This is a genomic window from Paracoccus isoporae (assembly GCF_900101865.1).
In the GTDB taxonomy this organism is placed as follows: Bacteria; Pseudomonadota; Alphaproteobacteria; order Rhodobacterales; family Rhodobacteraceae; genus Paracoccus; species Paracoccus isoporae.
Genome location: NZ_FNAH01000001.1, coordinates 544305 through 563752 on the forward strand (window position 1 = coordinate 544305; position 19448 = coordinate 563752).

The 19448-nt window shown below is 66.8% G+C and carries 20 protein-coding genes; 12 read left to right on the forward strand and 8 right to left on the reverse strand.

Annotated features, from left to right (window positions below; all coding sequences use genetic code 11):
* Positions 1-4 precede the first annotated feature (4 nt).
* The 3 genes from ruvA to BLT73_RS02625 all read right to left on the reverse strand — a co-directional run bounded on the left by ruvA (position 5) and on the right by BLT73_RS02625 (position 2549).
* Positions 5-691 carry a Holliday junction branch migration protein RuvA gene (ruvA, locus tag BLT73_RS02615; protein ID WP_090520561.1) on the reverse strand — a complete coding sequence of 229 codons (687 nt, stop codon included), beginning with the start codon at positions 689-691 and terminating at the stop codon, positions 5-7.
* Positions 688-1182 (reverse strand): crossover junction endodeoxyribonuclease RuvC, encoded by a 495-nt coding sequence (gene ruvC, locus BLT73_RS02620; RefSeq protein ID WP_090520957.1) that lies wholly within the window; start codon positions 1180-1182, stop codon positions 688-690. The genes ruvA and ruvC overlap by 4 nt, the downstream gene beginning before the upstream one ends.
* A 137-nt stretch (positions 1183-1319) precedes the next feature.
* Positions 1320-2549: a Hint domain-containing protein gene (locus BLT73_RS02625; RefSeq protein WP_090520562.1), complete on the reverse strand. Its 1230-nt coding sequence runs from the start codon at positions 2547-2549 to the stop codon at positions 1320-1322.
* A gap of 276 nt (positions 2550-2825) precedes the next feature.
* On the opposite strand from BLT73_RS02625, the gene BLT73_RS02630 reads away from it, so the two are divergent.
* Genes BLT73_RS02630 through BLT73_RS02655 form a run of 6 tightly spaced genes read left to right on the forward strand, consistent with a single transcriptional unit; the run spans position 2826 to position 8802 of the window.
* Complete coding sequence (locus BLT73_RS02630; RefSeq protein WP_090520564.1) at positions 2826-5681, forward strand: monovalent cation/H+ antiporter subunit A; 2856 nt, start codon at positions 2826-2828, stop codon at positions 5679-5681.
* Positions 5681-6040: a Na+/H+ antiporter subunit C gene (locus BLT73_RS02635; protein WP_090520567.1), complete on the forward strand. Its 360-nt coding sequence runs from the start codon at positions 5681-5683 to the stop codon at positions 6038-6040. Before BLT73_RS02630 ends, BLT73_RS02635 begins: the two co-directional genes overlap by 1 nt.
* Complete coding sequence (locus tag BLT73_RS02640) at positions 6037-7638, forward strand: monovalent cation/H+ antiporter subunit D (RefSeq protein WP_090520569.1); 1602 nt, start codon at positions 6037-6039, stop codon at positions 7636-7638. Before BLT73_RS02635 ends, BLT73_RS02640 begins: the two co-directional genes overlap by 4 nt.
* A gap of 35 nt (positions 7639-7673) precedes the next feature.
* Entirely contained in the window at positions 7674-8123 is a 450-nt protein-coding gene (locus tag BLT73_RS02645; protein WP_090520959.1) for a Na+/H+ antiporter subunit E, read from the forward strand.
* Positions 8120-8389, forward strand: a complete 270-nt coding sequence (locus BLT73_RS02650; protein ID WP_090520571.1) for a K+/H+ antiporter subunit F — start codon at positions 8120-8122, stop codon at positions 8387-8389. Before BLT73_RS02645 ends, BLT73_RS02650 begins: the two co-directional genes overlap by 4 nt.
* Positions 8390-8397: 8 nt before the next feature.
* Positions 8398-8802, forward strand: a complete 405-nt coding sequence (locus tag BLT73_RS02655; protein ID WP_090520573.1) for a Na+/H+ antiporter subunit G — start codon at positions 8398-8400, stop codon at positions 8800-8802.
* A gap of 72 nt (positions 8803-8874) precedes the next feature.
* Here the strand turns inward: BLT73_RS02655 and dapA are convergent, their stop codons facing one another.
* The gene (dapA, locus tag BLT73_RS02660) at positions 8875-9750 is read right to left on the reverse strand and encodes a 4-hydroxy-tetrahydrodipicolinate synthase (protein ID WP_090520574.1); all 876 of its coding nucleotides are present in this window, start codon (positions 9748-9750) and stop codon (positions 8875-8877) included.
* 136 nt (positions 9751-9886) lie between these two features.
* On the opposite strand from dapA, the gene BLT73_RS02665 reads away from it, so the two are divergent.
* Positions 9887-11989, forward strand: a complete 2103-nt coding sequence (locus BLT73_RS02665; protein ID WP_245726936.1) for a lytic transglycosylase domain-containing protein — start codon at positions 9887-9889, stop codon at positions 11987-11989.
* Here the strand turns inward: BLT73_RS02665 and mnmC2 are convergent.
* Positions 11986-12654: a tRNA (5-methylaminomethyl-2-thiouridine)(34)-methyltransferase MnmC2 gene (gene mnmC2, locus BLT73_RS02670; protein WP_090520575.1), complete on the reverse strand. Its 669-nt coding sequence runs from the start codon at positions 12652-12654 to the stop codon at positions 11986-11988. The two genes, BLT73_RS02665 and mnmC2, sit on opposite strands and share 4 nt — an antisense overlap.
* Positions 12655-12700: 46 nt before the next feature.
* Between mnmC2 and BLT73_RS02675 the strand changes: the two genes are divergently transcribed.
* From BLT73_RS02675 to lpxK, 5 genes are all read left to right on the forward strand, one after another.
* The gene (locus tag BLT73_RS02675; protein WP_090520577.1) at positions 12701-13762 is read left to right on the forward strand and encodes an NAD(P)/FAD-dependent oxidoreductase; all 1062 of its coding nucleotides are present in this window, start codon (positions 12701-12703) and stop codon (positions 13760-13762) included.
* Positions 13763-13846: 84 nt separating this feature from the next.
* Positions 13847-14566: a CbiX/SirB N-terminal domain-containing protein gene (locus BLT73_RS02680; protein WP_090520579.1), complete on the forward strand. Its 720-nt coding sequence runs from the start codon at positions 13847-13849 to the stop codon at positions 14564-14566.
* Positions 14567-14600: 34 nt separating this feature from the next.
* A complete protein-coding gene (locus BLT73_RS02685) occupies positions 14601-14846 on the forward strand; it encodes a DUF4170 domain-containing protein (protein WP_090520581.1) in 246 nt (81 codons plus the stop codon).
* Complete coding sequence (locus BLT73_RS02690; RefSeq protein ID WP_090520584.1) at positions 14846-16105, forward strand: 3-deoxy-D-manno-octulosonic acid transferase; 1260 nt, start codon at positions 14846-14848, stop codon at positions 16103-16105. The genes BLT73_RS02685 and BLT73_RS02690 overlap by 1 nt, the downstream gene beginning before the upstream one ends.
* On the forward strand, positions 16102-17100 hold the full coding sequence (gene lpxK / locus BLT73_RS02695) for a tetraacyldisaccharide 4'-kinase (RefSeq protein WP_090520585.1): 999 nt from the start codon (positions 16102-16104) through the stop codon (positions 17098-17100). The genes BLT73_RS02690 and lpxK overlap by 4 nt, the downstream gene beginning before the upstream one ends.
* On the opposite strand, the gene BLT73_RS02700 is transcribed toward lpxK, so the two are convergent.
* From BLT73_RS02700 to BLT73_RS02710, 3 genes are read right to left on the reverse strand one after another with little or no spacing between them, the layout of a single operon-like run.
* Entirely contained in the window at positions 17076-18197 is a 1122-nt protein-coding gene (locus tag BLT73_RS02700; RefSeq protein ID WP_090520587.1) for a CaiB/BaiF CoA transferase family protein, read from the reverse strand. The genes lpxK and BLT73_RS02700 overlap by 25 nt on opposite strands.
* Positions 18197-18907 carry a DsbA family protein gene (locus BLT73_RS02705; RefSeq protein ID WP_090520590.1) on the reverse strand — a complete coding sequence of 237 codons (711 nt, stop codon included), beginning with the start codon at positions 18905-18907 and terminating at the stop codon, positions 18197-18199. The genes BLT73_RS02700 and BLT73_RS02705 overlap by 1 nt, the downstream gene beginning before the upstream one ends.
* Complete coding sequence (locus BLT73_RS02710) at positions 18904-19428, reverse strand: DUF721 domain-containing protein (RefSeq protein ID WP_090520591.1); 525 nt, start codon at positions 19426-19428, stop codon at positions 18904-18906. The genes BLT73_RS02705 and BLT73_RS02710 overlap by 4 nt, the downstream gene beginning before the upstream one ends.
* Positions 19429-19448: the final 20 nt, after the last annotated feature.

Here is a 19448-nt window from a genome sequence, read left to right on the forward strand (position 1 = left end):
TCTCCTATTCCTTCGGCGCCAGGGATCGCAGCGCCGCGCGGATCAACGCGGGCATGGCCGCAGCCGGTTCCGCCTGCGCCGCCCGCGCCACGGCCGAGGCCGCCTCGGAGGGGTTATATCCGAGATTGGTCAGTGCCGACAGCGCCTCGGATTGCGCGGCCGCATTGCCGGGCGCCTCGCCTGCCCGCGAGGCGGCGCCCGCCGGGGCAGCGGTCATGGCGGGATCAGTGTCGCCCTCGATCACCGCCATGCCTGCATCCACGGTCAGCGCCCCACCCATCGCCATGACCGAGGGTGCCTTGTCCTTCAACTCCAGCACCACGCGCTGCGCCAGTTTCGGGCCCACCCCCGGCGCCTTGCGCACCGCCGACCAGTCACCGAGCGCAATCGCCCGGCCCAGCCCGTCCTCGCCCAGCGTTCCCAGCACGGCCAGCGACGCTTTGGCGCCGATCCCCTGCACGCTGGTCAGCAGCTTGTGCCATTCCTTTTGCAGCAGGGTCGGAAAGCCGAAAAGCTGCAACAGATCCTCGCGCACCAAGAGATCGGTATAGAGCGCCGTCGCCTGCCCGACAGGCGGAAGATTGGCGGCGGTGCGTTCGCTGATATGCACAACATAGCCGACACCGCGCACGTCGATCAGGACGTGATCCGAGGCCCGGTGCAGGATGATCCCCGCAATCCGCCCGATCATGCGCTGACCTTGATGCGCAGGGCGCGCGATTGCAGATGATGGGCGTGGCAGATGGCGATGGCGAGCGCATCGGCGGCATCCGCCCCGGCAAAATCAACCCCCGGCAGTTGATGGCGCACCATGTGCTGCACCTGGTCCTTGGCCGCATGACCGACGCCGACCACCGCCTTCTTGACGGCGTTGGGGGCATACTCACCGATCTCCAGCCCGGCCTCGGCCGGGGCCAGCAGCGCGATGCCCCGCGCCTGACCCAGCTTCAGCGTGCCGACCGCGTCCTTGTTGACGAAGGTCTGTTCAACCGCCGCCGCGTCCGGGCGATGGGCGGCAATCACCGCCCGCAGCCCCTCGCAGAGGCGCAGCAGCCGGACGCCCAGATCCCCCTTGCCGGAATGCACGATCCCGTTGGCCACGTGGCGCAGCCGCGCCCCGTCCGTCTCGATCACGCCCCAGCCCATATTCTGCAATCCGGGGTCGATGCCCAGAACCCTCATGCCCGCCCTCATCCGGTTGTTTTCGCGACGCTAGCACGAAACGCGAACATCGCCTAGAGGCCGGAGAGGTGCGAGCCGATCACAAGAGAACGGCACCGCACAGAGGCGGCGCCGGCCAGGGTTTCTTGTGCCACGGCTTATTGCAGCGGCGTGGCGTTCTGGGCGTGCCGCATGGCCAGTTGACGACCGCGACGGCCATTGGTCAGCACCCGCGCCGCTTCCGGCTGCTGCTCCTCGCGGAGTTCCGGGAACAGGGTGAACAGCTCCTCACGGGCCGCGTCGTCCATGCCCCGGATGGCCTCTTCGCCCGCGTAGAGCGACTCGGTCTCCAGCCCGTTGGAATAGATGATCTCGTGGCGGTCGAACATGATGTGGTAGTAGGCCACGCCGTCCGCCGGCTGCTCGACCTCGACCCCGTCCAGCGACAGGAGATGCTTGGCGGCGACCAGAACCTCATCCGTGCCGAACATGCGCTGCGCGATGCGCGACCGGACCAGAACCCGGTGCTGCGGCGACACGACCAGATCGCGGTTCGGCGCGCCTTTCCCGAGCGCGCCTTTCAAGATGCGGATCGGCAGGAGCGACGGGGTGTCCGACAGCGCGCCGGCATCGACGCGCGAACACCCGATCCAGCGGACGGGCTGAGACCCGTTGTCGCGGGTCTTGACCATCTCGCCTTCACAGAGCTGTTCGACCGGACGAAGCCCGCGATCCGTCGCGATCAGCGTGCCTGCGGCAAAGCAGCGGACGGTGCGGACATTGTAGTTTTCGTTGGCAAAATAGTATCCGCGGAACGTGTCTTGCGCGACGGAGGTGAGTTTGATTCCCTGAATAGGCTTGTCGGCCGGAAACATCGAACTCATGGGGATGTTGGGCCGATAATAATCGGTATGCGGTTCTGGCGTGACCGGCACCATATAGGTGTTGCCGACTTTATCCTGGATGATGGCAATCTCACCCGTACGCTTGGTGCCGTCGTCGAAGGTGACCTCGCCGTTATAAAGCGCGACGGCATCGAAGATATGGTTGGTGGATGTGCCGTCCTGCGTGGTGATCTTGAAGCTGTTCGGCTGTGTATAGACCAGCTGTGACATCACTTCGGCTTGGTCGTAGGTCTTATTCGCGTACTGGCTGGTCGTGCCGTCGTGATAAGTATTGTAGCTATTCGCCCCCCTATCGGGGCTGAACGTCACAACGCTTTCCGGCGTGAGGTCGTTATACTCACCGATCAGTTTGCTGGCCTGTTCTGCTTTATAGTTGGGGTCAGCTTGGGGAGGATTAGCATTAGGATAATAATACCCCTCAAAGGTGTCGATGACATCGTGCTTGCCAAGATAGATGACATTGAAAGTATCGGAACGGGCCATGTCAGCGTCCTATTGCATGCGAGAGCCTCCGGCCTGAGGCCGGACAAGCGATGGGACGTTCTGTCATGGGTCATAAACCGCCCATACTAGACGGTTTGGTGTGTATGATATTGCATATGTAAGTGGTCTTCACAAGCGTCTTCGGCCGCCGACTTCAGGGAATGGTTAACGCAGCAAGCCGGATCATCAGGCGCGATCCGCCGCTTGACAGGGCGGCCCCTTCTAAAGAGAAAAATCTTTCGCTAGGTTGCCGTCATAGCAAACTCCCGAGGGGCCATGTCACCAGCACTGATCGCCGCATTGCCCTTCCTGGGCGCGCTTCTGCCCGGATTGCTGATCCGCTCGGGCCGCAATGTCGCGGCGTTTTCCTGTGGCACGATGACCTTGCTGGCGCTGATCGGGGCGGTGCTGCATATCCCCGCAATCCTTCAGGGGCAGGTGATCGTCGCGGATTTCGCCTGGCTGCCGCGGATCGGTCTGAATGCGAGCTTTCGCATCGACGGGCTGAGCCTGCTGTTCGCGATCCTGATCCTCGGGATCGGGCTGCTGATCATCACCTACGCCCGCTATTACCTGTCGAAAGACGATCCGGTCGGGCAGTTCTATACCTATCTGATGCTGTTCCAGGGCGCGATGGTGGGGATCGTGCTGTCGGACAACATCCTTCTGCTGCTGGTGTTCTGGGAGCTGACCTCGCTGTCCTCCTTCCTGCTGATCGGGTACTGGAAACATCTGCCCGAGGGGCGGCAGGGCGCACGCATGGCGCTGACCGTGACGGGCGCGGGTGGGCTGGCGATGATCGCAGGCATGCTGATCCTGGGCGAGATCGCCGGCAGCTACCGCATCAGCGACATCTTGCAGGCGAAGGAGGCGATCCAGGCCTCGCCGTTCTATCTGCCGGCGCTGATCCTGATCCTGATCGGTGCGTTCACCAAATCGGCGCAGTTCCCGTTCCATTTCTGGCTGCCGCATGCGATGGCCGCGCCGACGCCGGTCTCGGCCTATCTGCATTCGGCCACGATGGTGAAGGCTGGGCTGTTCCTGATGGCGCGGCTATGGCCGGTGCTGGCGGGAACGCCCGAATGGTTCTACCTGGTCGCGACAACCGGGCTTGTAACGATGCTGCTCGGCGCGCTGATCGCGCTGTTCAAGGATGACCTGAAGGCGCTGCTGGCGTTTTCGACGGTCAGCCATCTGGGGCTGATCACCATGTTGCTGGGGCTGGGAACAGAGGCCGGGGCGATCGCCGCGGTGTTCCACATCATCAACCACGCCACCTTCAAGGCGGCGCTGTTCATGACAGCCGGGATCATCGATCACGAGACCGGCACGCGGTCGATCGCGCGTCTTGGCGGGCTGCGCAAGCTAATGCCGGTGACATTCCTGATCGGCACCATCGCGGCCTTGTCCATGGCCGGGATCCCGCCCTTCAACGGGTTCCTCTCCAAGGAGATGATGCTGGCCGAGGCGAATGACACGGTCTGGGCCGGATACACGCAGCTTTTCATGGTGATGGCCACGATCGGGGCGCTGTTCTCGGTCGGGTATTCCTTCCGCTTCATCTGGCAGGTGTTCTTCGGGGATCAGCGCGACGACTACCCCCACCACCCGCATGATCCGGGCCCCGGCCTGTGGTTCAGCCCGGCGCTGCTGGTGGTTCTGGTGATCCTGATCGGGCTGATGCCGATGACGATGTCGGGATGGCTGGTGCGCGTCTCCGCCGATGCCGTGACCGGGCTGGAGACGCATCCCCATATCTATATGTGGCACGGGGTGAACGCGGCGCTGATCGCCTCGATCATCGCGATTGCCGGCGGGGCGCTGCTGGTATTCCTGCACCGCCCGCTTCAGAGCGGCTGGGATGCTGCACCGCGACCTGAGGCGAAGGCGATGTTCGACGCGGTGATCCGCCGTGCCGCGCGGTGGGCGCAGGCGGTCAACGACGCGCTGCATGACGGACGCCTGGCCCGCGGGGCCAGCATGATGGCGATCACCGTGGTGATGGCGGGCATCTTCGCCTGGGCCACCGGGGCGGTCGGGCCGAGCACACGGGAGATGCTGCCAGTCGAGCCGGTGGCGGCGATCGGCTTCGTGCTCTTGATCGTGGCGACCGGCTGCATGGTCACCTTCCACCGCAACCGGCTGCTCGCGCTCGTCCTGATCGGCATTGTCGGGCTGATCGTCTCCTGCGCTTTCGTGTATCTGTCGGCACCCGATCTCGCGCTCACCCAGATCTCGGTCGAGGTGGCCACGGTGATGCTGATGCTGCTGGCGCTGAATTTCCTGCCCAAACGCACCTGGGTCGAGACCGGCGGGCTGCGCCGCGGCGCGGATGCGCTGATCGCGACGGCGGTCGGGCTGGGCTTCGGCGGTCTGGCCTATGCCATCATGCGTCGTGATTTCGCCTTCGAGACGATCTCGGGCTATCACCTGGAGAACAGCTACAAGCTGGGCGGCGGCGACAATGTGGTCAACGTGACACTTGTCGATTTCCGGGGCTATGACACGTTCGGCGAGATTACAGTTCTGGGCATCGCCGCCCTGGTGATCTTCGCGATGACCGAGACGCTGATGACCGGCCGTTCCTCGCGCCGCCTGCTGAACTGGCGGCATGACCATCGTGAGGCGGGCGACCGCCACCCGCTGCTTCTGGTGGTGGCGACGCGGCTGATCCTGCCGATCTCGCTGACCGTGGGGCTGTTCATCTTCCTGCGCGGGCACAACCAGCCGGGCGGCGGATTCGTGGCCGGTCTCGTGGTGGCGATTTCGCTGCTGATGCAATACATGGCGTCCGGTTTTGCCTGGGCGCAGGAAAAGCAGCGCGTGCCGTTCCACGCCATGATCGGGCTGGGCGTCGTCGTCGCCGCCGCGACCGGGATGGGCGCCTGGCTCTGGGGGGTGCCGTTCCTGACCTCGAACTACACCTATGTGAAACTGCCCTTCCTGGAAGAGTTCGAGCTGGCCACCGCGATGGCCTTTGACTTGGGCGTGTTCCTCTGCGTGCTGGGTGCGGTGATGCTGGCGCTGAATTCGCTGTCGCGGATCGCGCGCCGCGCCGGCGAGACGGTGAATCGCGAGCCGATGGACATCGATCCGTCGCGGGACGGGCACAGCCACGGGGAGGCGAACTGATGGAAGCACTCGTCGCCATTGCCATCGGGGCCATGACCGCCGCCGGGGTCTATCTGGTCCTGCGGCTTCGCACCTTCCCGACCGTGATCGGGATGACCATGATGTCCTATGCGATCAACATTTTTCTCGTCGCATCGGGACGGCTGGCGGTGAACAAGCCGCCGATCCTGGACCCGTACGCGACCGGGATCGAATACACCGACCCGCTGCCGCAGGCGCTGACGCTGACCGCCATCGTGATCTCCTTCGGGATGACCGCCGTGGTCGTGCTGCTGGCGCTCGGCGCCTATATCGAGAGCGGGGACGACTATATCGACATGCCTGACGCCGACCGGCGCGAGGACGGGGACGCCGAATGAACCACTTTATCATCGCCCCTGTCGTGATTCCGGCGGTTATTGGCGGACTCATCATCCTGTGGATGCGCCACGACATGCTGTTGCAGCGCATCTTTTCGACCGCCGGGTCGATCGTGCTGCTCGGGGTGTCGCTGTATCTGGCGTTCCATGCCAGCGGCGGCGAGGTCTTCGTCTATCGGCTCGGCAACTGGCCCGCGCCCTTCGGCATCGTGCTGATGCTCGACAAGCTGGCGGCGCTGATGCTGGTGCTGGGCGCATTCCTGGCAGTGGTGGTCCAGCTTTACGCCATCGGATCGGGCTGGGACCGCAAGGGCTGGCATTTCCACGCGCTCTGGCAGTTCCAGATGATGGGGGTGATGGGCGCCTTCCTGACCGGGGACGCCTTCAACCTGTTCGTGTTCTTCGAGGTGCTGCTGATCGCCTCCTACGGGCTGATGATCCATGGAGGCGGCGCGCTGCGGCTGCGGGCGGGGGTGCAGTATGTCATCATCAACCTGATGGGCTCGACCCTGTTTCTCGCGGCACTGGGGACGCTTTACGCGGTCACGGGCACGCTGAACATGGCCGACATGGCGGTCAAGGTCGCGCAGATGCCGGCCGAGGATACCGCACTGCTGCGCACCGGTGCGGTGCTGCTGATGCTGGTCTTCGCGATCAAGGCGGCCCTCGTGCCGCTGCATTTCTGGCTGCCGTCGACCTATGCCAACGCGCCCGGCCCGGTCGCGGCGCTATTCGCGATCATGTCCAAGGTCGGGGTATATTCGATCATTCGCTTCTACACCCTGGTCTTCCCCGGCGATTCCGTGGTTGAGGACATCGCCTCCGACATGTTGCTGCCCGCCGCGCTCATCACGCTGGTGATCGGCCAGATCGGAGTGCTCGGCGGGCGCCATCTGGGTCGCGTTGCCGCCCTTTCGGCCATCGCCTCGATCGGGACGCTGGTGATCGCGGTGTCGATCTTCACGCCGCAATCGATCTCTGCGGCGCTGTATTACACCATTCACTCCACGCTGGCCGCGGCGTTGCTGTTCCTGGTCTCCGACATGATCGCGGCGCGGCGAAAGGGCGAGCTCTGGCTGACGCTGCGCCCCAAGATCCGCGACAACGGGCTGATCGCCGCCTTCTTTTTCGCCGCAGCCATTGCTGTCGCCGGCCTGCCGCCGCTGTCGGGTTTCATCGGCAAGCTGCTGGTGCTGGACGCGACCCGCGACGACATCTGGTGGATCGGGATCTGGTCCACCATCCTTGTCACATCGCTGTTTGCGATCATCGGATTCAGCCGCGCCGGCTCGACGCTGTTCTGGCTGCCCTACCAGCTTCAGCGCATCGAGGCCCAGGCCGAGGAGGAGGGGCGGCCCCGCCCGCAAGGCCCGATCCCGCCCAAGCTGGAGCCGGACGAGCATATCCAGGATATTGACGACGCCGTGTCGCCCACGCTGACCTTCGTCGCCGCCGGGACGTTGCTGGCCGGGCTGATCGCGCTGACCGTCTTCTCGCGCCCGGCGATGCTGATGACCGACTCGATCTCCGAACAGCTCTTCGATCCGCAACCCTACGTGGAGTCGGTGCTGATCCGTCAGGAAGGAGCGCGGCAGTGAAACGGTTCTTCCCGCATCCCTACCTGTCGGTGCTGATGGTCGTGATCTGGCTGTTGCTGGTCAATGATTTCCGCTGGGGATCGCTGGTCTTCGGCATGATCCTGGCGGTGCTGATCCCGGCGCTGATTGCGCCTTACTGGCCGCGCAGCGGCGCGTTGCGCGCTCCGATGCGCTGCCTCAGCTATTGCGGCATGGTCATCGGCGATATCGTCGTCGCGAATATCGAGGTCGCGCGGATCGTCCTGTTCAAACCCCGCGCCGAACTGAAGCCGGCCTGGATCGTGATCCCGCTGGAGTTGCGCTCGCCCGAGGCGATCGCGATGCTGTCGGGCACCATCACGCTGACGCCCGGCACGGTAAGCTGCGATCTGTCGGAATGCGGACACGCCCTGCTGGTCCACTGCCTGCACGCGCCCGATCCCGATAGCGTCGTGACCGAGATCAAGACCCGCTACGAGGCAAGGCTGAAGGAGATCTTCACATGATCGGTTACGCGCTTCTCTTCGCCTTTGCCTGTTACGGCATCGCGCTGCTGTTCAACCTGTATCGCGTGGTGATCGCGCCGGGCGTGCCGGACCGCATTCTGGCGCTCGACACGGTGGCCATCAACATGATCGCGCTGCTGACGCTGTTCGGCATTCGCGAGGGCACCGAGATGTATTTCGAGGCCTCGCTGCTCTTCGCCATGACCGGCTTCGTGTCCACGGTGGCCTATGCGAAATTCATCCTGCGCGGCGACATCATCGAATAGGAGACGACATGGACCTGATCTTTGAAATCATCGTCTCTGCCCTGCTGGTCATCAGCGGGATCTTCGGCTTTGTCGGGTCTTACGGTCTGGTGAAGCTGCCGGAACCCATGACCCGGTTGCACGCCCCCACCAAGGCCGCGACACTCGGCGTCGGCGCGGTGCTGATCGCCTCGATGATCCATTTCGCCTGGTTCGGGGGCAGGGTCAGCTGGCACGAGCTGCTGATTACCGTCTTCGTCTTCCTGACCGCCCCGGTGACCGGGCTGATGATCGCCAAGGCGAATATCCACCTGCAATGGGACAAGGAGGAGCTGCCGCCCACCGGCACCGGCACGAACTGGGCCACCCAATCCGACCGGCCCAGCATCATGGATGACGGCGCGGATTCCCGCCTGAAACACGAAGGCGACTGAGCGCGCCATCGTCAGACCGCGCGCGATCTTGGCGCAGCCGGTGCACAGCCCCGCCTGCTGCAACGCTACGACCTAGATCAGCCCGGCGTGCTGCATCGCCTCGTCGATGCGGGCCTTGGTCGCCTGGGTCAGCCCGACAAGCGGCAGCCGCACCCGCTCATCGCACATGCCAAGCCGCGACATGGCGTATTTCGCACCGACGAGCCCCGGCTCGATGAACAGCGCCACATGCAGCGGCATCAGCCGGTCCTGCAATTCGAGCGCCTTGCCGTAATCGCCCGACAAGGTCGCGGCCTGGAACTCGGCGCAAAGCCGGGGGGCGACATTCGCCGTGACGCTGATGCAGCCGACGCCGCCATGCGCGTTGAAGGCGAGCGCCGTCCCATCCTCGCCCGAAAGCTGGACGAAATCGGGCCCGCAGGCAATCCGCTGCTGGCTCACGCGCTCCAGCTTTCCGGTGGCATCCTTGACGCCGACAATGCGCGGCAGACGGGCCAGCTCGCCCATCGTGTCGGGCAGCATGTCCACCACCGAGCGGCCGGGGATGTTGTAGATGATGATCGGCAGATCGGTGGCGTCGTGAATGGCCGTGAAATGCGCGATCAGCCCGGCCTGGGTAGGCCGGTTGTAGTAGGGCGTGACGACAAGGGCCGCGTCGGCGCCCACGGTCTCGGCATGCTGCGCCAGGCCGATCGCCTCCCGCGTGGAGTTCGAGCCGGTCCCGGCGATCACCGGCACCCGGCCTTCGGTGATCCGCACCACCTCCTCGACCACCCGCCGATGCTCGTCATGGCTCAGCGTCGGGGACTCGCCCGTCGTGCCGGTCGGCACCAGCCCGTCGCTGCCCTCGGCAATGTGCCATTCCACGACCTTCTTGAGCATGTCCAGATCCAGCTCGCCGTCCGGGGTGAACGGCGTGACCAGTGCGGGCAAGGACCCTTTGAACATGACACGCTCCTGAAGCTCGGGGGTTAAAAAAAGCTGGCGGGACACTAGACCCGGCAAAGCGAATTGCCAAGCTTGTGAATTGAAGATGGGCAGGCTTGCCATCACATTGGGCGCGATGATGTATCCTTTACGCGACATGATGGCCGCAGCCCTGCTGACCCTGTCCGCGGCGCTGCCCGCCCGCGCCGAGTCGGTACCCGAACTCGCCACCGCGCTGACGGCGGCAAATGCGGGGAACTGGGCCGTCGCGACGGATGCGGCGGATCAGTCCGGCCCGCTGGCGCGCGCCCTGGTGGAGTGGCAGGCGCTCCGCGCCGGTCGCGGTTTGTTCGGCGATTACCTGGCCTTTGTGCAGGACCATGCCGACTGGCCGGGGATGGAGCTTCTGCGCCGTCGGGGCGAGGGCAAGATCACGGAAGACATCCCGGCACGGGACGTTCTGGCCTGGTTCGACGGCCACGCGCCGCAATTGCCCGCTGGTGCCATGGCCCTGATTGCCGCCCTGACGCAGACGGATCCAGACCGCGCGCAGCAAGAGGCGCGCCGCGTCTGGCTGACCATGCCGATGACGGCGACGGATGAAACGGCTTTCCTGGCGAGGTTCGGCGCTGACGTGGCCGATTTGCACAGCGCGCGTGTGTTCGCGCTGCTCGATCAGTTCGAATGGCAGATCGCGGAGCAGGGGCTGTCCCGGCTGGACGGTGCCGAGCGGGCACTCGCGTCGGCAAGGATCGCAACCCAGGCCCGGCGCGGTGGTGTGGACGAGATGATCCTCGCTTTGCCGGCCGCGCAGCAGGACGATGCCGGGCTCGCGATGGACCGGTTCCGCTGGCGTGTGCAGGCGAAGCTGCATGATCTGGCACGCGAGTTGATGGCGGAACGCTCCAGCTCTGCCGAGGATCTGCGCCGCCCCGAGATCTGGGCCTCGGCGCGGGCCGATTACGCGCGGGCATCGCTGCGCGACGGCGATTGGACGGCGGCGGAGAGCATCGCGGCACCGCATTTCCTCGAACCCGGCACCGAAGAATATGCCGAGATGGAGTTTCTCGCCGGTTATGCGGCGCTTCGTGGCGGCGATGCGGACCGGGCCTTGGCGCATTTCGACAATCTGGGCGAGAACACCAGCAGCGTCATCAGCCAGTCCCGCGCGCTCTACTGGCAGGGAAGGGCGCAGGAAGCCGCCGGCGCCGACGCGGCCGCGCGGGAATCCTTCGAGAAAGCGGCGCAGATGCAGTCCGCCTATTACGGCCAACTCGCCGCCGAACGCATCGGCGCGCCCACCGATCCCGCCCTCTCCGTGCCCGGACGGGCGGAGGCTGCGCTGCCGCAATGGCGGCGGTCCGCGCTGCGCGAGAACGAGGTGTTCCAGGCCGGCGTCTTTGCCTTCGCATCCGGCCACCCGGATCTGGGCCAGCGGTTCTTCCTGCATCTGTCGGAAACCGCCGAGGCCGAGGATATCGCGCGGATGGCGCGGCTGACGCTGGAGATGCGCTACCCCTGGCATGCGCTGCGACTGGCCAAGCGTGCCGCAGCACAAGGTGCGGTCTATCCGGCGGCCTATTTCCCGCTGACCGGGCTGGAACGCGCCCCCCTGGACCTGCCGCCAGAGCTGGTCATGTCCATTTCCCGCCAGGAATCGGAGTTCAACCATACCGTTTCGTCCCATGTCGGCGCGCTCGGCCTCATGCAGTTGATGCCCGGCACGGCGCAGCAGATGGCCCGGCAGGTCGGGCTGCGCTATGACCGGGCGCGGCTGACGCAGGACCCGCAGTATAACGCCACGCTCGGCGCCGCCTATCTGAAAGGGCTGCGCGAGCGGTTCGGGCCGTCATCGGCGCTTGTCGCGGCGGGCTATAACGCCGGGCCGGGCCGGTCGCGCGAATGGACCGAACGTTTCGGCGATATTCGCACCCAGGCCGATCCGGTAGACTGGGTCGAGATGATCCCCTTCGACGAAACCCGCAACTACGTCATGCGGGTGACCGAGGCGCTGCCGATCTATCGCGCCCGCATCGCAGGCCGGCCGATGCCGCTGACGCCGACGCGGGATCTGACCGGCGACGGCTATGTGCCGCCGCCGCCGAAGCCGAGGCAGACATTGCCAGATGTGCTGACCCGCTCCGTCCCGCCACCGCAGCCGGGTGACGCGCTGTCGCCCGCGGCCGCGGCATTCGTGGAACCCGAGTCTCCCGCCCCGGCGGCCCCGACCCGCCCCACGGCCCGGCCGAGCAGCGGCTAGCGCCTGATCCCCCGGCTCATATGCCGTTTGCCGGCGAAGCCGGGGCTGCGGTGGACCTCGAACCCGGCCGCCTCAAGCGCGCGCCGGACATGGCCCGCGGCGGAATAGGTCGCGAATGTTCCGCCTTGCCGGGTAAGGGCGCCCACCTGCGCCAGCAGCTCCGCCCCCCAAAGCTCGGGATTCCTCGCCGGGGAAAACCCGTCGAGAAACCAGGCATCCGCCATGCCGTTCCATAAGGGCAGGGTCTGGCGGGCATCGCCGACGATCAGTTCCGCCTGCACCTGCCCGACGCGAAAACGCCGCGACCCGTAGCCAAGACGAAGCTGCGCCGACAGTTCCGCGAGGTCTGGGAAGGCGGTGTGGGCCTGCGCCAGTTGGCTGGCGTCCATCGGATAGGCCTCGAAGCTCTTGAACCGGACCGGCCGGTCCGCAAGCTCGGCAAGCGCCAGCAGATTCAAGCCGGTTCCGAATCCCAGCTCCACCACGTGAAGCACATCTGCTCCCGCCTCCGCGATGCGCGCTTGCAGGTCGTTCCCGGACAGGAACACATGCCGCGTCTCGTCGAGCCCGCCGGCCAGGCTGAAATAGGGATCGTCGAACCGGCGCGACACCGGCACGCCGCCGTCGCGCCATTCCAGGTCCGGTGGCTGGTCATGTTCGCTCATCGCCGTTAACTCCCTGAATGTGCAGAACTGGCGAAAGAGGGCGGCAATGGCAAGCATCACCGTGATCGGCGCAGGCATTGCCGGGCTTGGCGTGGCGTGGGAGATCGCCCGGCGCGGCCATCACGTCCGCGTGCTGGAGGCATGCGAGATCGCGGCTGGCGCATCGGGCGGCACGGTCGGCGCGCTCGCCCCGCATGCGCCGGATGGCTGGAACGTCAAGAAACAGATCCAGCTCGACAGCCTGCTGGCGGCCGGTGATTTCTGGCGCGAGGTGGCGGAGGCCGGCGGTGTCGATCCCGGCTATGCCCGCACCGGCCGCATCCAGCCCGTGGCGCGCGCCGATCTGGACCGGCTCGCGCATCGGCTCGAGGGGGCTTCGGCAAACTGGCGCGGGGCGGCGCGGATGTGGCTGACGCAGGCCCCGGACACGCCGCTTGTTCCCGAAAGCGCGGATGGCTGGTGGCTGATGGACGATCTGACCGCCCGCATTCATCCGCGCCGGGCCTGCGCGGCGCTTGCCGCGGCAGTTTCCGCGCGGGGCGGCGAGATCCTCACCCAGCATCCCGCGACGCCGGGTGAGGTGGCGGCACAAGCGATCTGGGCGACCGGCGCCGCCGGGCTGGAGGCGCTGTCGCAGGATCTCGGGCGCAAGATCGGCCAGGGGGTGAAAGGGCAGAGTGCGTCGCTGCGATACGATGCGCCCGACGCGCCGCAAGTCTTAACCGACGGGGTGCATGTCGTGCCGCATGTCGATGGCACGGTCGGGATCGGCTCGACCTCGGAGAACGGTTTTGACCATGACCGCGTGGATGCGCAGCTTGACGCAGTTCTGCACCGGGCGCGCGTCCTGTGCCCCAGCCTCGACGGGGCGGAGTTGATCGAAAGCTGGGCCGGCATCCGCCCGCGCGCGCGCAGCCGCGCCCCGCTGATCGGGGAATGGCCCGGCCGGCCGGGACAATTCGTGCTGAATGGCGGGTTCAAGATCGGTTTCGGCATGATGCCGGAAATGGCGCGGATGACGGCGGATCTTGTGCTTGACGGGCACGACGTGATACCCGAGTCCTTTCGCCTGTCCATGACGGGCGATGCGACGAGCCGGGGCGGGTGATGCGCCGGCCGGGCCGGGTTGCGGTCCTGCCGCGGCCGTGATTGGCTGATCCCAGCCCGCGCCTGAACCCGGACGGAACCCAGCATGCCCCGCCCCGTCATCATCGTCGCACACGGCCAGCCCTCCGCCCCCGCGCCGCAACAAGCGGCGATCGAGGCGCTTGCGGGGACCGTTGCAGAAGTCTCGGACCGCAAGTCGGTCGGCGCGACGCTCGCCATGCCGGGTGCCCTTGATGAGGCGGTGATGCGTCACGGCGGGGCACTGATCTATCCGATGTTCATGGCGGAGGGCTGGTTCACCGGCACCGAACTGCCCCGCAGGGTCACGCTGGCCGGCGGGGATCCCGCGCTGATCCTGCGGCCCTTCGGGGTCGATCCTGCCCTGCCCGCGCTGTGCGAAGCCCGGATCGCGCAGGAGGCCGCACGGCAGGGATGGCAGGCATCCGACACCACGCTTCTGCTGATCGCACACGGTTCGCAGCGCGCACGCGGATCGGCGCGCGGGGCGGAGGAGATGGCGGCGAATCTGCGCGGGGCGTTCGGCCGCGTCGTCACCGGCTTTATCGAGGAGGCCCCCTTCCTCGCCGATGCCGCGCGGAATCTGGGCCCGCGCGCCATTGCCCTGCCGTTCTTCGCCACACGGGCCGAGCATGTGACCGATGACATCCCCGAGGCCCTGCAATCCTCGGGTTTTGCCGGTCCCTGCCTGCCGCCCATCGGGCTGGCAGACGAGGTGCCGGCGCTGATCGCCGCGGCGTTGGATCGCGCCGACGCCGCGATTGCGTCCGCGCCGCCGGGCGCATAGTTTCCGGCCATCGACCCAAGCTGGAGAATTTCCGATGACACAACGACTTCACCTCGTCTTCGGGGGCGAACTGACGGATCTGGACGGAACCGAGTTCCGCGACACATCGGCCATCGACGTGGTTGGCGTTTTCCCCGACTTCGCCTCGGCGCAGGCGGCCTGGAAGGGGGCCGCGCAGCGCACCGTGGACAGTGCCCATACCCGCTATTTCATCGCCCATCTGCACCGGCTGATGGACGAGGAGCGCGAAACCAGCCCCACGGCGGAACTGGGCATCTGATGCCGGGCGGCGGCGATGGCGGCGTGATGGGCTGGCTGCGCGGCATCCTGTCGCCCGCCACGCCCGCCCCGCAGATGCCGCTGCCCGATCTGCCGCTGCCCAATGGCGACGGCCCGCTGATCTGGATGCGGATCGGGGCCGGGTATGACCAGTCCGATATATCCGCCGAACAGGTGCCGGCTCCGCTGATCCAGCTTCTGGCCCAGATCCGGCGTCGCGGCATGCAGGTGGCGCTCAGCCGAGCGGTGGGCGGACCGGCCGAGCTCGGGACACGCGGGGTCAGCTCCATCGCCGATCCGCCGCTGACGGCGACCCGGATCCGGGCGCATCTCGATGCGCTGAACCCAGCGGCCATCCTGCTGATCGGCACCGACCTGCCGCGTCCCCTGATCGAGATCGCCGCGTCGCGAGATATTCCGGTGATCCTGGCAGAGGCCCGGCTGGCCGGATCGCGGCGCAACCTGCCCCTGCCCAAGCTGGCGCGTCGCTCTGCCATCACCCTGCTGACCCGGCTGCTGCTGCCCGACCCGATCAGCCGCACGGCCGCCTTGGAGCTGGGGGCCTCACCGGAGCATGTGGAAATCTGCGGGCCGATCACCCCCGCCCGCGAGCCGCTGAAGCACAACGAAGCGGAGCGGGAGGCCCTGGCAGAGGCGTTTCAGGGCCGCCAGATCTGGCTGGCCGTGCATATCACAGAGGCCGAGGAGCAGGCGGTGATCGACGCTCATCTTGCCCTGCTGCTCTATAGTCATCGTGCGATGCTGATCGTGATGCCGGACGACCCGCGGCGGGCCGAGGCGATGGCGGCACGCATGGAGGCCGCCGGGCTGGTTGTTGCGCAACGCAGCCTCGACGAAGACCCGACCGACGAGGTCAGCGTCTACCTGGCCGACGATTCCTATGAGCTGGGGCTGTGGTACCGGCTCGCCCCGCTCTGCTTCACGGGCACGACGCTGGCCGGACCGACCGACGCGGCGCGCGACCCCTACGAGGCGGCGTCGCTCGGCTCTGCGCTGATGCACGGGCCGCGGGATGGCGCCTACGCCGTGGAATGGGCGCAGCTTGACGGTGCGGCCGCCGCCCGACAGGTTGGCGATGCAGGCGGGCTGGCCGGCGCGGTGGTCACGCTGCTGGCCCCGGATCAGGCGGCGATGATGGCCACCAATGCCTGGGCCGTGGCCACGGGCGGGGCCGGCGCCGCCAGCCGGATTGCGCAGGTCATGGCCGAGATCCTCGACGAAAAGGACCTTACAGCATGAGCCGACGCGCCCCGGCCTTCTGGTTCATCAGGCCCGCCTCGACCGCCGCGACACTGCTGCGACCGCTCGCGGCGCTCTATGCGGCCGGCACGGCGCGGCGGCTGGCGCGCGGGCGGCGGATCAGGCTGGAGGTGCCGGTGATCTGCGTCGGCAATCTGAATGCCGGCGGGACAGGAAAGACCCCGACCGTCATTGCCCTGGCACAGCGCCTTGGGGCCCAGGGGCGCAAGCCCGCCATCGTCAGCCGGGGCTATGGCGGGACGGTCAGCGAGCCGACGCGGGTGGATGAGCGCCGCCACAGCGCCGCAGAGGTGGGTGACGAGCCGCTGCTGATGTCGGCCTTCGCGCCGGTCTGGGTCGCCCCGTCCCGCCTTGACGGCGCCCGCGCCGCGATCCGTGACGGGGCCGAGATCCTGCTGCTCGATGACGGATTCCAGGATCCGGCGCTGCATCACGACCTGTCACTGATCGTGGTGGACGCGGCCAAGGGCTTCGGCAACGGGTTGTGCATCCCCGCGGGTCCGCTGCGCGAGCCGGTCTCCGCCGGGATGGCGCGATGCGATGCGGTGATGTCCATCGGCCCGCCCGCCATGCAGGACCGGTTCCGCACCACATGGGGCAGCGCGATCACCGTGCCGCACCTAGCCGGTGCGCTCGCTCCGCTGCAAACCGGGATTGACTGGCAGGGACAACGCCTGCTGGCCTTTGCCGGGATCGGCCATCCCGAAAAATTCTTTGCCACGCTGCGCGATCTGGGCGCCGATCTGGTTCGCGGCGAGGCGCTTGACGACCACCAGCCCTTCACCCCGGCCCTGCTTCAGCGGCTGAGCGCCGAGGCCACCGCCGCCGCTGCGCAGCTTGTCACGACAGAGAAGGATGCCGTCCGCTTGCCGCCGGATTTCCGTCGCCAAGTGCTTGCCCTGCCGGTGCGGCTGGAACTGGCGGACTGGTCTGCGCTCGACGCGCTGCTTCAGCCGGTGCTGGGGTCGTCCTGACCCAGCCGCGGCGAGGCGCGATCCGTTGCTAGCTCTGCATCCGAGAAAACGACCGGCAGCCGCACACCCGGCACACCGTCAGGGTCGATCCGCAAACCGCGCGCGATCACCTGCGGATCGGCGAAGACATCCTCCATGTCGTTGATCGGCCCGGCCGGGATGCCGCGCGCCTCGAGCGCGGCGAGAAGATCGTTCCGCCCCCATCCGCGTGTCACCGCCGAGATGGCCGCGCTCAGCGCCTCGCGGTTGCGGATGCGGTCGGCATTGGTGGCGTAGTCAGGCGCTTCGGCCAGGGCCGGCAGCCCCAGCACCTCGCAAAGCCGACGGTATTGCGCGTCGTTGCCGGTGGCAATGATGATCCACCCATCCGCGCAATCGAACACCGCGTAGGGGACGAGGTTGGGATGGGCATTGCCCATTCGCATCGGCGCCTGCCCGGTGACGAGATAATTCATCGCCTGATTGGCCATGATCGCCACGGCGACATCCATCAGCGCCATGTCGATATGCTGTCCGCGCCCGGTCCGGTGGCGCTGCTCGACCGCGGCCAGGATCGCGGTCGCCGCGTAGATGCCGGTGAAGATGTCCGTCACCGCCACGCCGACTTTCTGGGGCTGTCCCTCCGGGTCGCCGGTCACGCTCATCAACCCGGACATGCCCTGGATGATGTAATCATAGCCGGCGCGGTGCGCGTAAGGCCCGGTCTGCCCAAAGCCGGTCACGCTGCAATAGATCAGCCGGGGGTTCAGCGCCGAGAGACTGGCATGATCGAGCCCGTATTTCGCCAGCCCGCCAACCTTGAAATTCTCGATCAGGATATCGGCATCCGCGACCAGTTGGCGGACCTTCTCCTGCCCCTCTGGGCTGCGAAAATCCGCCATGACCGATTTCTTGCCGCGATTGGTGCCGTGGAAATAGGCGGCCGAGGCATCCGCACCCCGCTCGATGAAGGGCGGCCCCCAGCGGCGGGTATCGTCGCCTTCGGGGGACTCGACCTTGATGACCACGGCCCCCAGATCGGCAAGGATCTGGCCAGCCCAGGGACCGGCCAGAATCCGCGCCAGCTCGACGACCTTCAGTCCGGCGAGCGGGGTCATTACTCGGCCGGAGCCGCGTCTTCCGCCTCGGCCAGTTTCTCGTCGATCACCGCCTTGAGATCCGTCCAGGGCTGGTTGCTGACCTGCTCTCCGCCGATCATGAAGGTCGGAGTGGCGTTGATCTCGTCCTCCGCCGCGTTGTGCTGGAAGGTCGCGACCAGATCGGCGACCCGGTCCCCGTCAGCCCAGCACGCGTCGATCTGTTCGGCGGTCATCCCGGCCTTGGCGCCGATCTTGCGCAGATTGGCCACCAGCTCCTCGCCATTCTTGGCCCCCATCCACTCGTCCTGACCGCCCATCAGCATGTCGGCGACGGGATAGAACTTGTCCTCGTCGCAGCGCGCGAGGATCCCGGCCCACAGCCCGACCTGGTCGAAATACACATCGCGCTGAATGAAGCGCACCTTGCCGGTGTCGATATATTCGGATTTGAGCTGCGGAAAGCCGTCCTCGTGGAACGCCGCGCAATGGGGACAGGTGAAGCTGGCATATTCGTAGATCGTCAGCGGCGCAGATTCGTCGCCCAGCACCACGTCATCAAGGATCTGCGGCTCTGCCTGCGCGGCAGTCTCGCTTTCGGCCGCGTCCGAGGATTCCGCCGCCGTTTCGGCATCATCTGCCTGCGTCGCGCTGTCCTGCGCGAAAGCGGGCATCGACAGCGCCGCGGAAAACAGTGACGCGGTCAGCAGATGGCGAAGTTCGAATGTCATGGATTGGCCTTTCGGTTTTTTCGGCCCTCGCGGGCCAGCTTGAGTGCCGCAAGCCGCGTGACGGCCGCCTGCAGGTCGGGGTCGGTGATGTCGGAGGCGATGGCGCGCGCCGCCGCACGATCCGCATCGCAGGGATCGCGGTCCCGCGCCGGGGCAGGCTCGAACCGGGCGCTGCCCTCGGCAAAGCCGGTCGGAGCGGTCTGAGTGATGATGATGCGGGAAATCGCGTTATAGCCGTAGCAGGCATTCACCCGCTCGCGAATGGCGGGAAGTTGCATGGTCAAAAGCGGCGCGAACGCCCCTGTCGTCAGCAGCGTCAGCGTGGCGCCCATCGCACCCCGGCCGTGGCCGATCTTGACCGGCCGGGCGCGGGCGGCGGTCTCTGCGCCGACAATCTCGGCCCAGTGGGTCAGCAATCGCGCCACCGCAAACCCCCTTCCTTCCGCCGCCTGGCGGACAGGTCCCGCCACCAGGCTCGCGGCCTGCCGGAATCCGCGCGATCGACGGGGGGGCTGTGACATGCGGGGCTCCGCGGTTAGAA

What these genes read in the sequence shown, in the direction of transcription:
- ruvA (WP_090520561.1), bottom strand. Translation starts at nt 691, where the DNA reads ATGATCGGGCGGATTGCGGGGATCATCCTGCACCGGGCCTCGGATCAC.
- ruvC (WP_090520957.1), bottom strand. Translation starts at nt 1,182, where the DNA reads ATGAGGGTTCTGGGCATCGACCCCGGATTGCAGAATATGGGCTGGGGC.
- BLT73_RS02625 (WP_090520562.1), bottom strand. Translation starts at nt 2,549, where the DNA reads ATGGCCCGTTCCGATACTTTCAATGTCATCTATCTTGGCAAGCACGAT.
- BLT73_RS02630 (WP_090520564.1), top strand. Translation starts at nt 2,826, where the DNA reads ATGTCACCAGCACTGATCGCCGCATTGCCCTTCCTGGGCGCGCTTCTG.
- BLT73_RS02635 (WP_090520567.1), top strand. Translation starts at nt 5,681, where the DNA reads ATGGAAGCACTCGTCGCCATTGCCATCGGGGCCATGACCGCCGCCGGG.
- BLT73_RS02640 (WP_090520569.1), top strand. Translation starts at nt 6,037, where the DNA reads ATGAACCACTTTATCATCGCCCCTGTCGTGATTCCGGCGGTTATTGGC.
- BLT73_RS02645 (WP_090520959.1), top strand. Translation starts at nt 7,674, where the DNA reads ATGGTCGTGATCTGGCTGTTGCTGGTCAATGATTTCCGCTGGGGATCG.
- BLT73_RS02650 (WP_090520571.1), top strand. Translation starts at nt 8,120, where the DNA reads ATGATCGGTTACGCGCTTCTCTTCGCCTTTGCCTGTTACGGCATCGCG.
- BLT73_RS02655 (WP_090520573.1), top strand. Translation starts at nt 8,398, where the DNA reads ATGGACCTGATCTTTGAAATCATCGTCTCTGCCCTGCTGGTCATCAGC.
- dapA (WP_090520574.1), bottom strand. Translation starts at nt 9,750, where the DNA reads ATGTTCAAAGGGTCCTTGCCCGCACTGGTCACGCCGTTCACCCCGGAC.
- BLT73_RS02665 (WP_245726936.1), top strand. Translation starts at nt 9,887, where the DNA reads ATGATGGCCGCAGCCCTGCTGACCCTGTCCGCGGCGCTGCCCGCCCGC.
- mnmC2 (WP_090520575.1), bottom strand. Translation starts at nt 12,654, where the DNA reads ATGAGCGAACATGACCAGCCACCGGACCTGGAATGGCGCGACGGCGGC.
- BLT73_RS02675 (WP_090520577.1), top strand. Translation starts at nt 12,701, where the DNA reads ATGGCAAGCATCACCGTGATCGGCGCAGGCATTGCCGGGCTTGGCGTG.
- BLT73_RS02680 (WP_090520579.1), top strand. Translation starts at nt 13,847, where the DNA reads ATGCCCCGCCCCGTCATCATCGTCGCACACGGCCAGCCCTCCGCCCCC.
- BLT73_RS02685 (WP_090520581.1), top strand. Translation starts at nt 14,601, where the DNA reads ATGACACAACGACTTCACCTCGTCTTCGGGGGCGAACTGACGGATCTG.
- BLT73_RS02690 (WP_090520584.1), top strand. Translation starts at nt 14,846, where the DNA reads ATGCCGGGCGGCGGCGATGGCGGCGTGATGGGCTGGCTGCGCGGCATC.
- lpxK (WP_090520585.1), top strand. Translation starts at nt 16,102, where the DNA reads ATGAGCCGACGCGCCCCGGCCTTCTGGTTCATCAGGCCCGCCTCGACC.
- BLT73_RS02700 (WP_090520587.1), bottom strand. Translation starts at nt 18,197, where the DNA reads ATGACCCCGCTCGCCGGACTGAAGGTCGTCGAGCTGGCGCGGATTCTG.
- BLT73_RS02705 (WP_090520590.1), bottom strand. Translation starts at nt 18,907, where the DNA reads ATGACATTCGAACTTCGCCATCTGCTGACCGCGTCACTGTTTTCCGCG.
- BLT73_RS02710 (WP_090520591.1), bottom strand. Translation starts at nt 19,428, where the DNA reads ATGTCACAGCCCCCCCGTCGATCGCGCGGATTCCGGCAGGCCGCGAGC.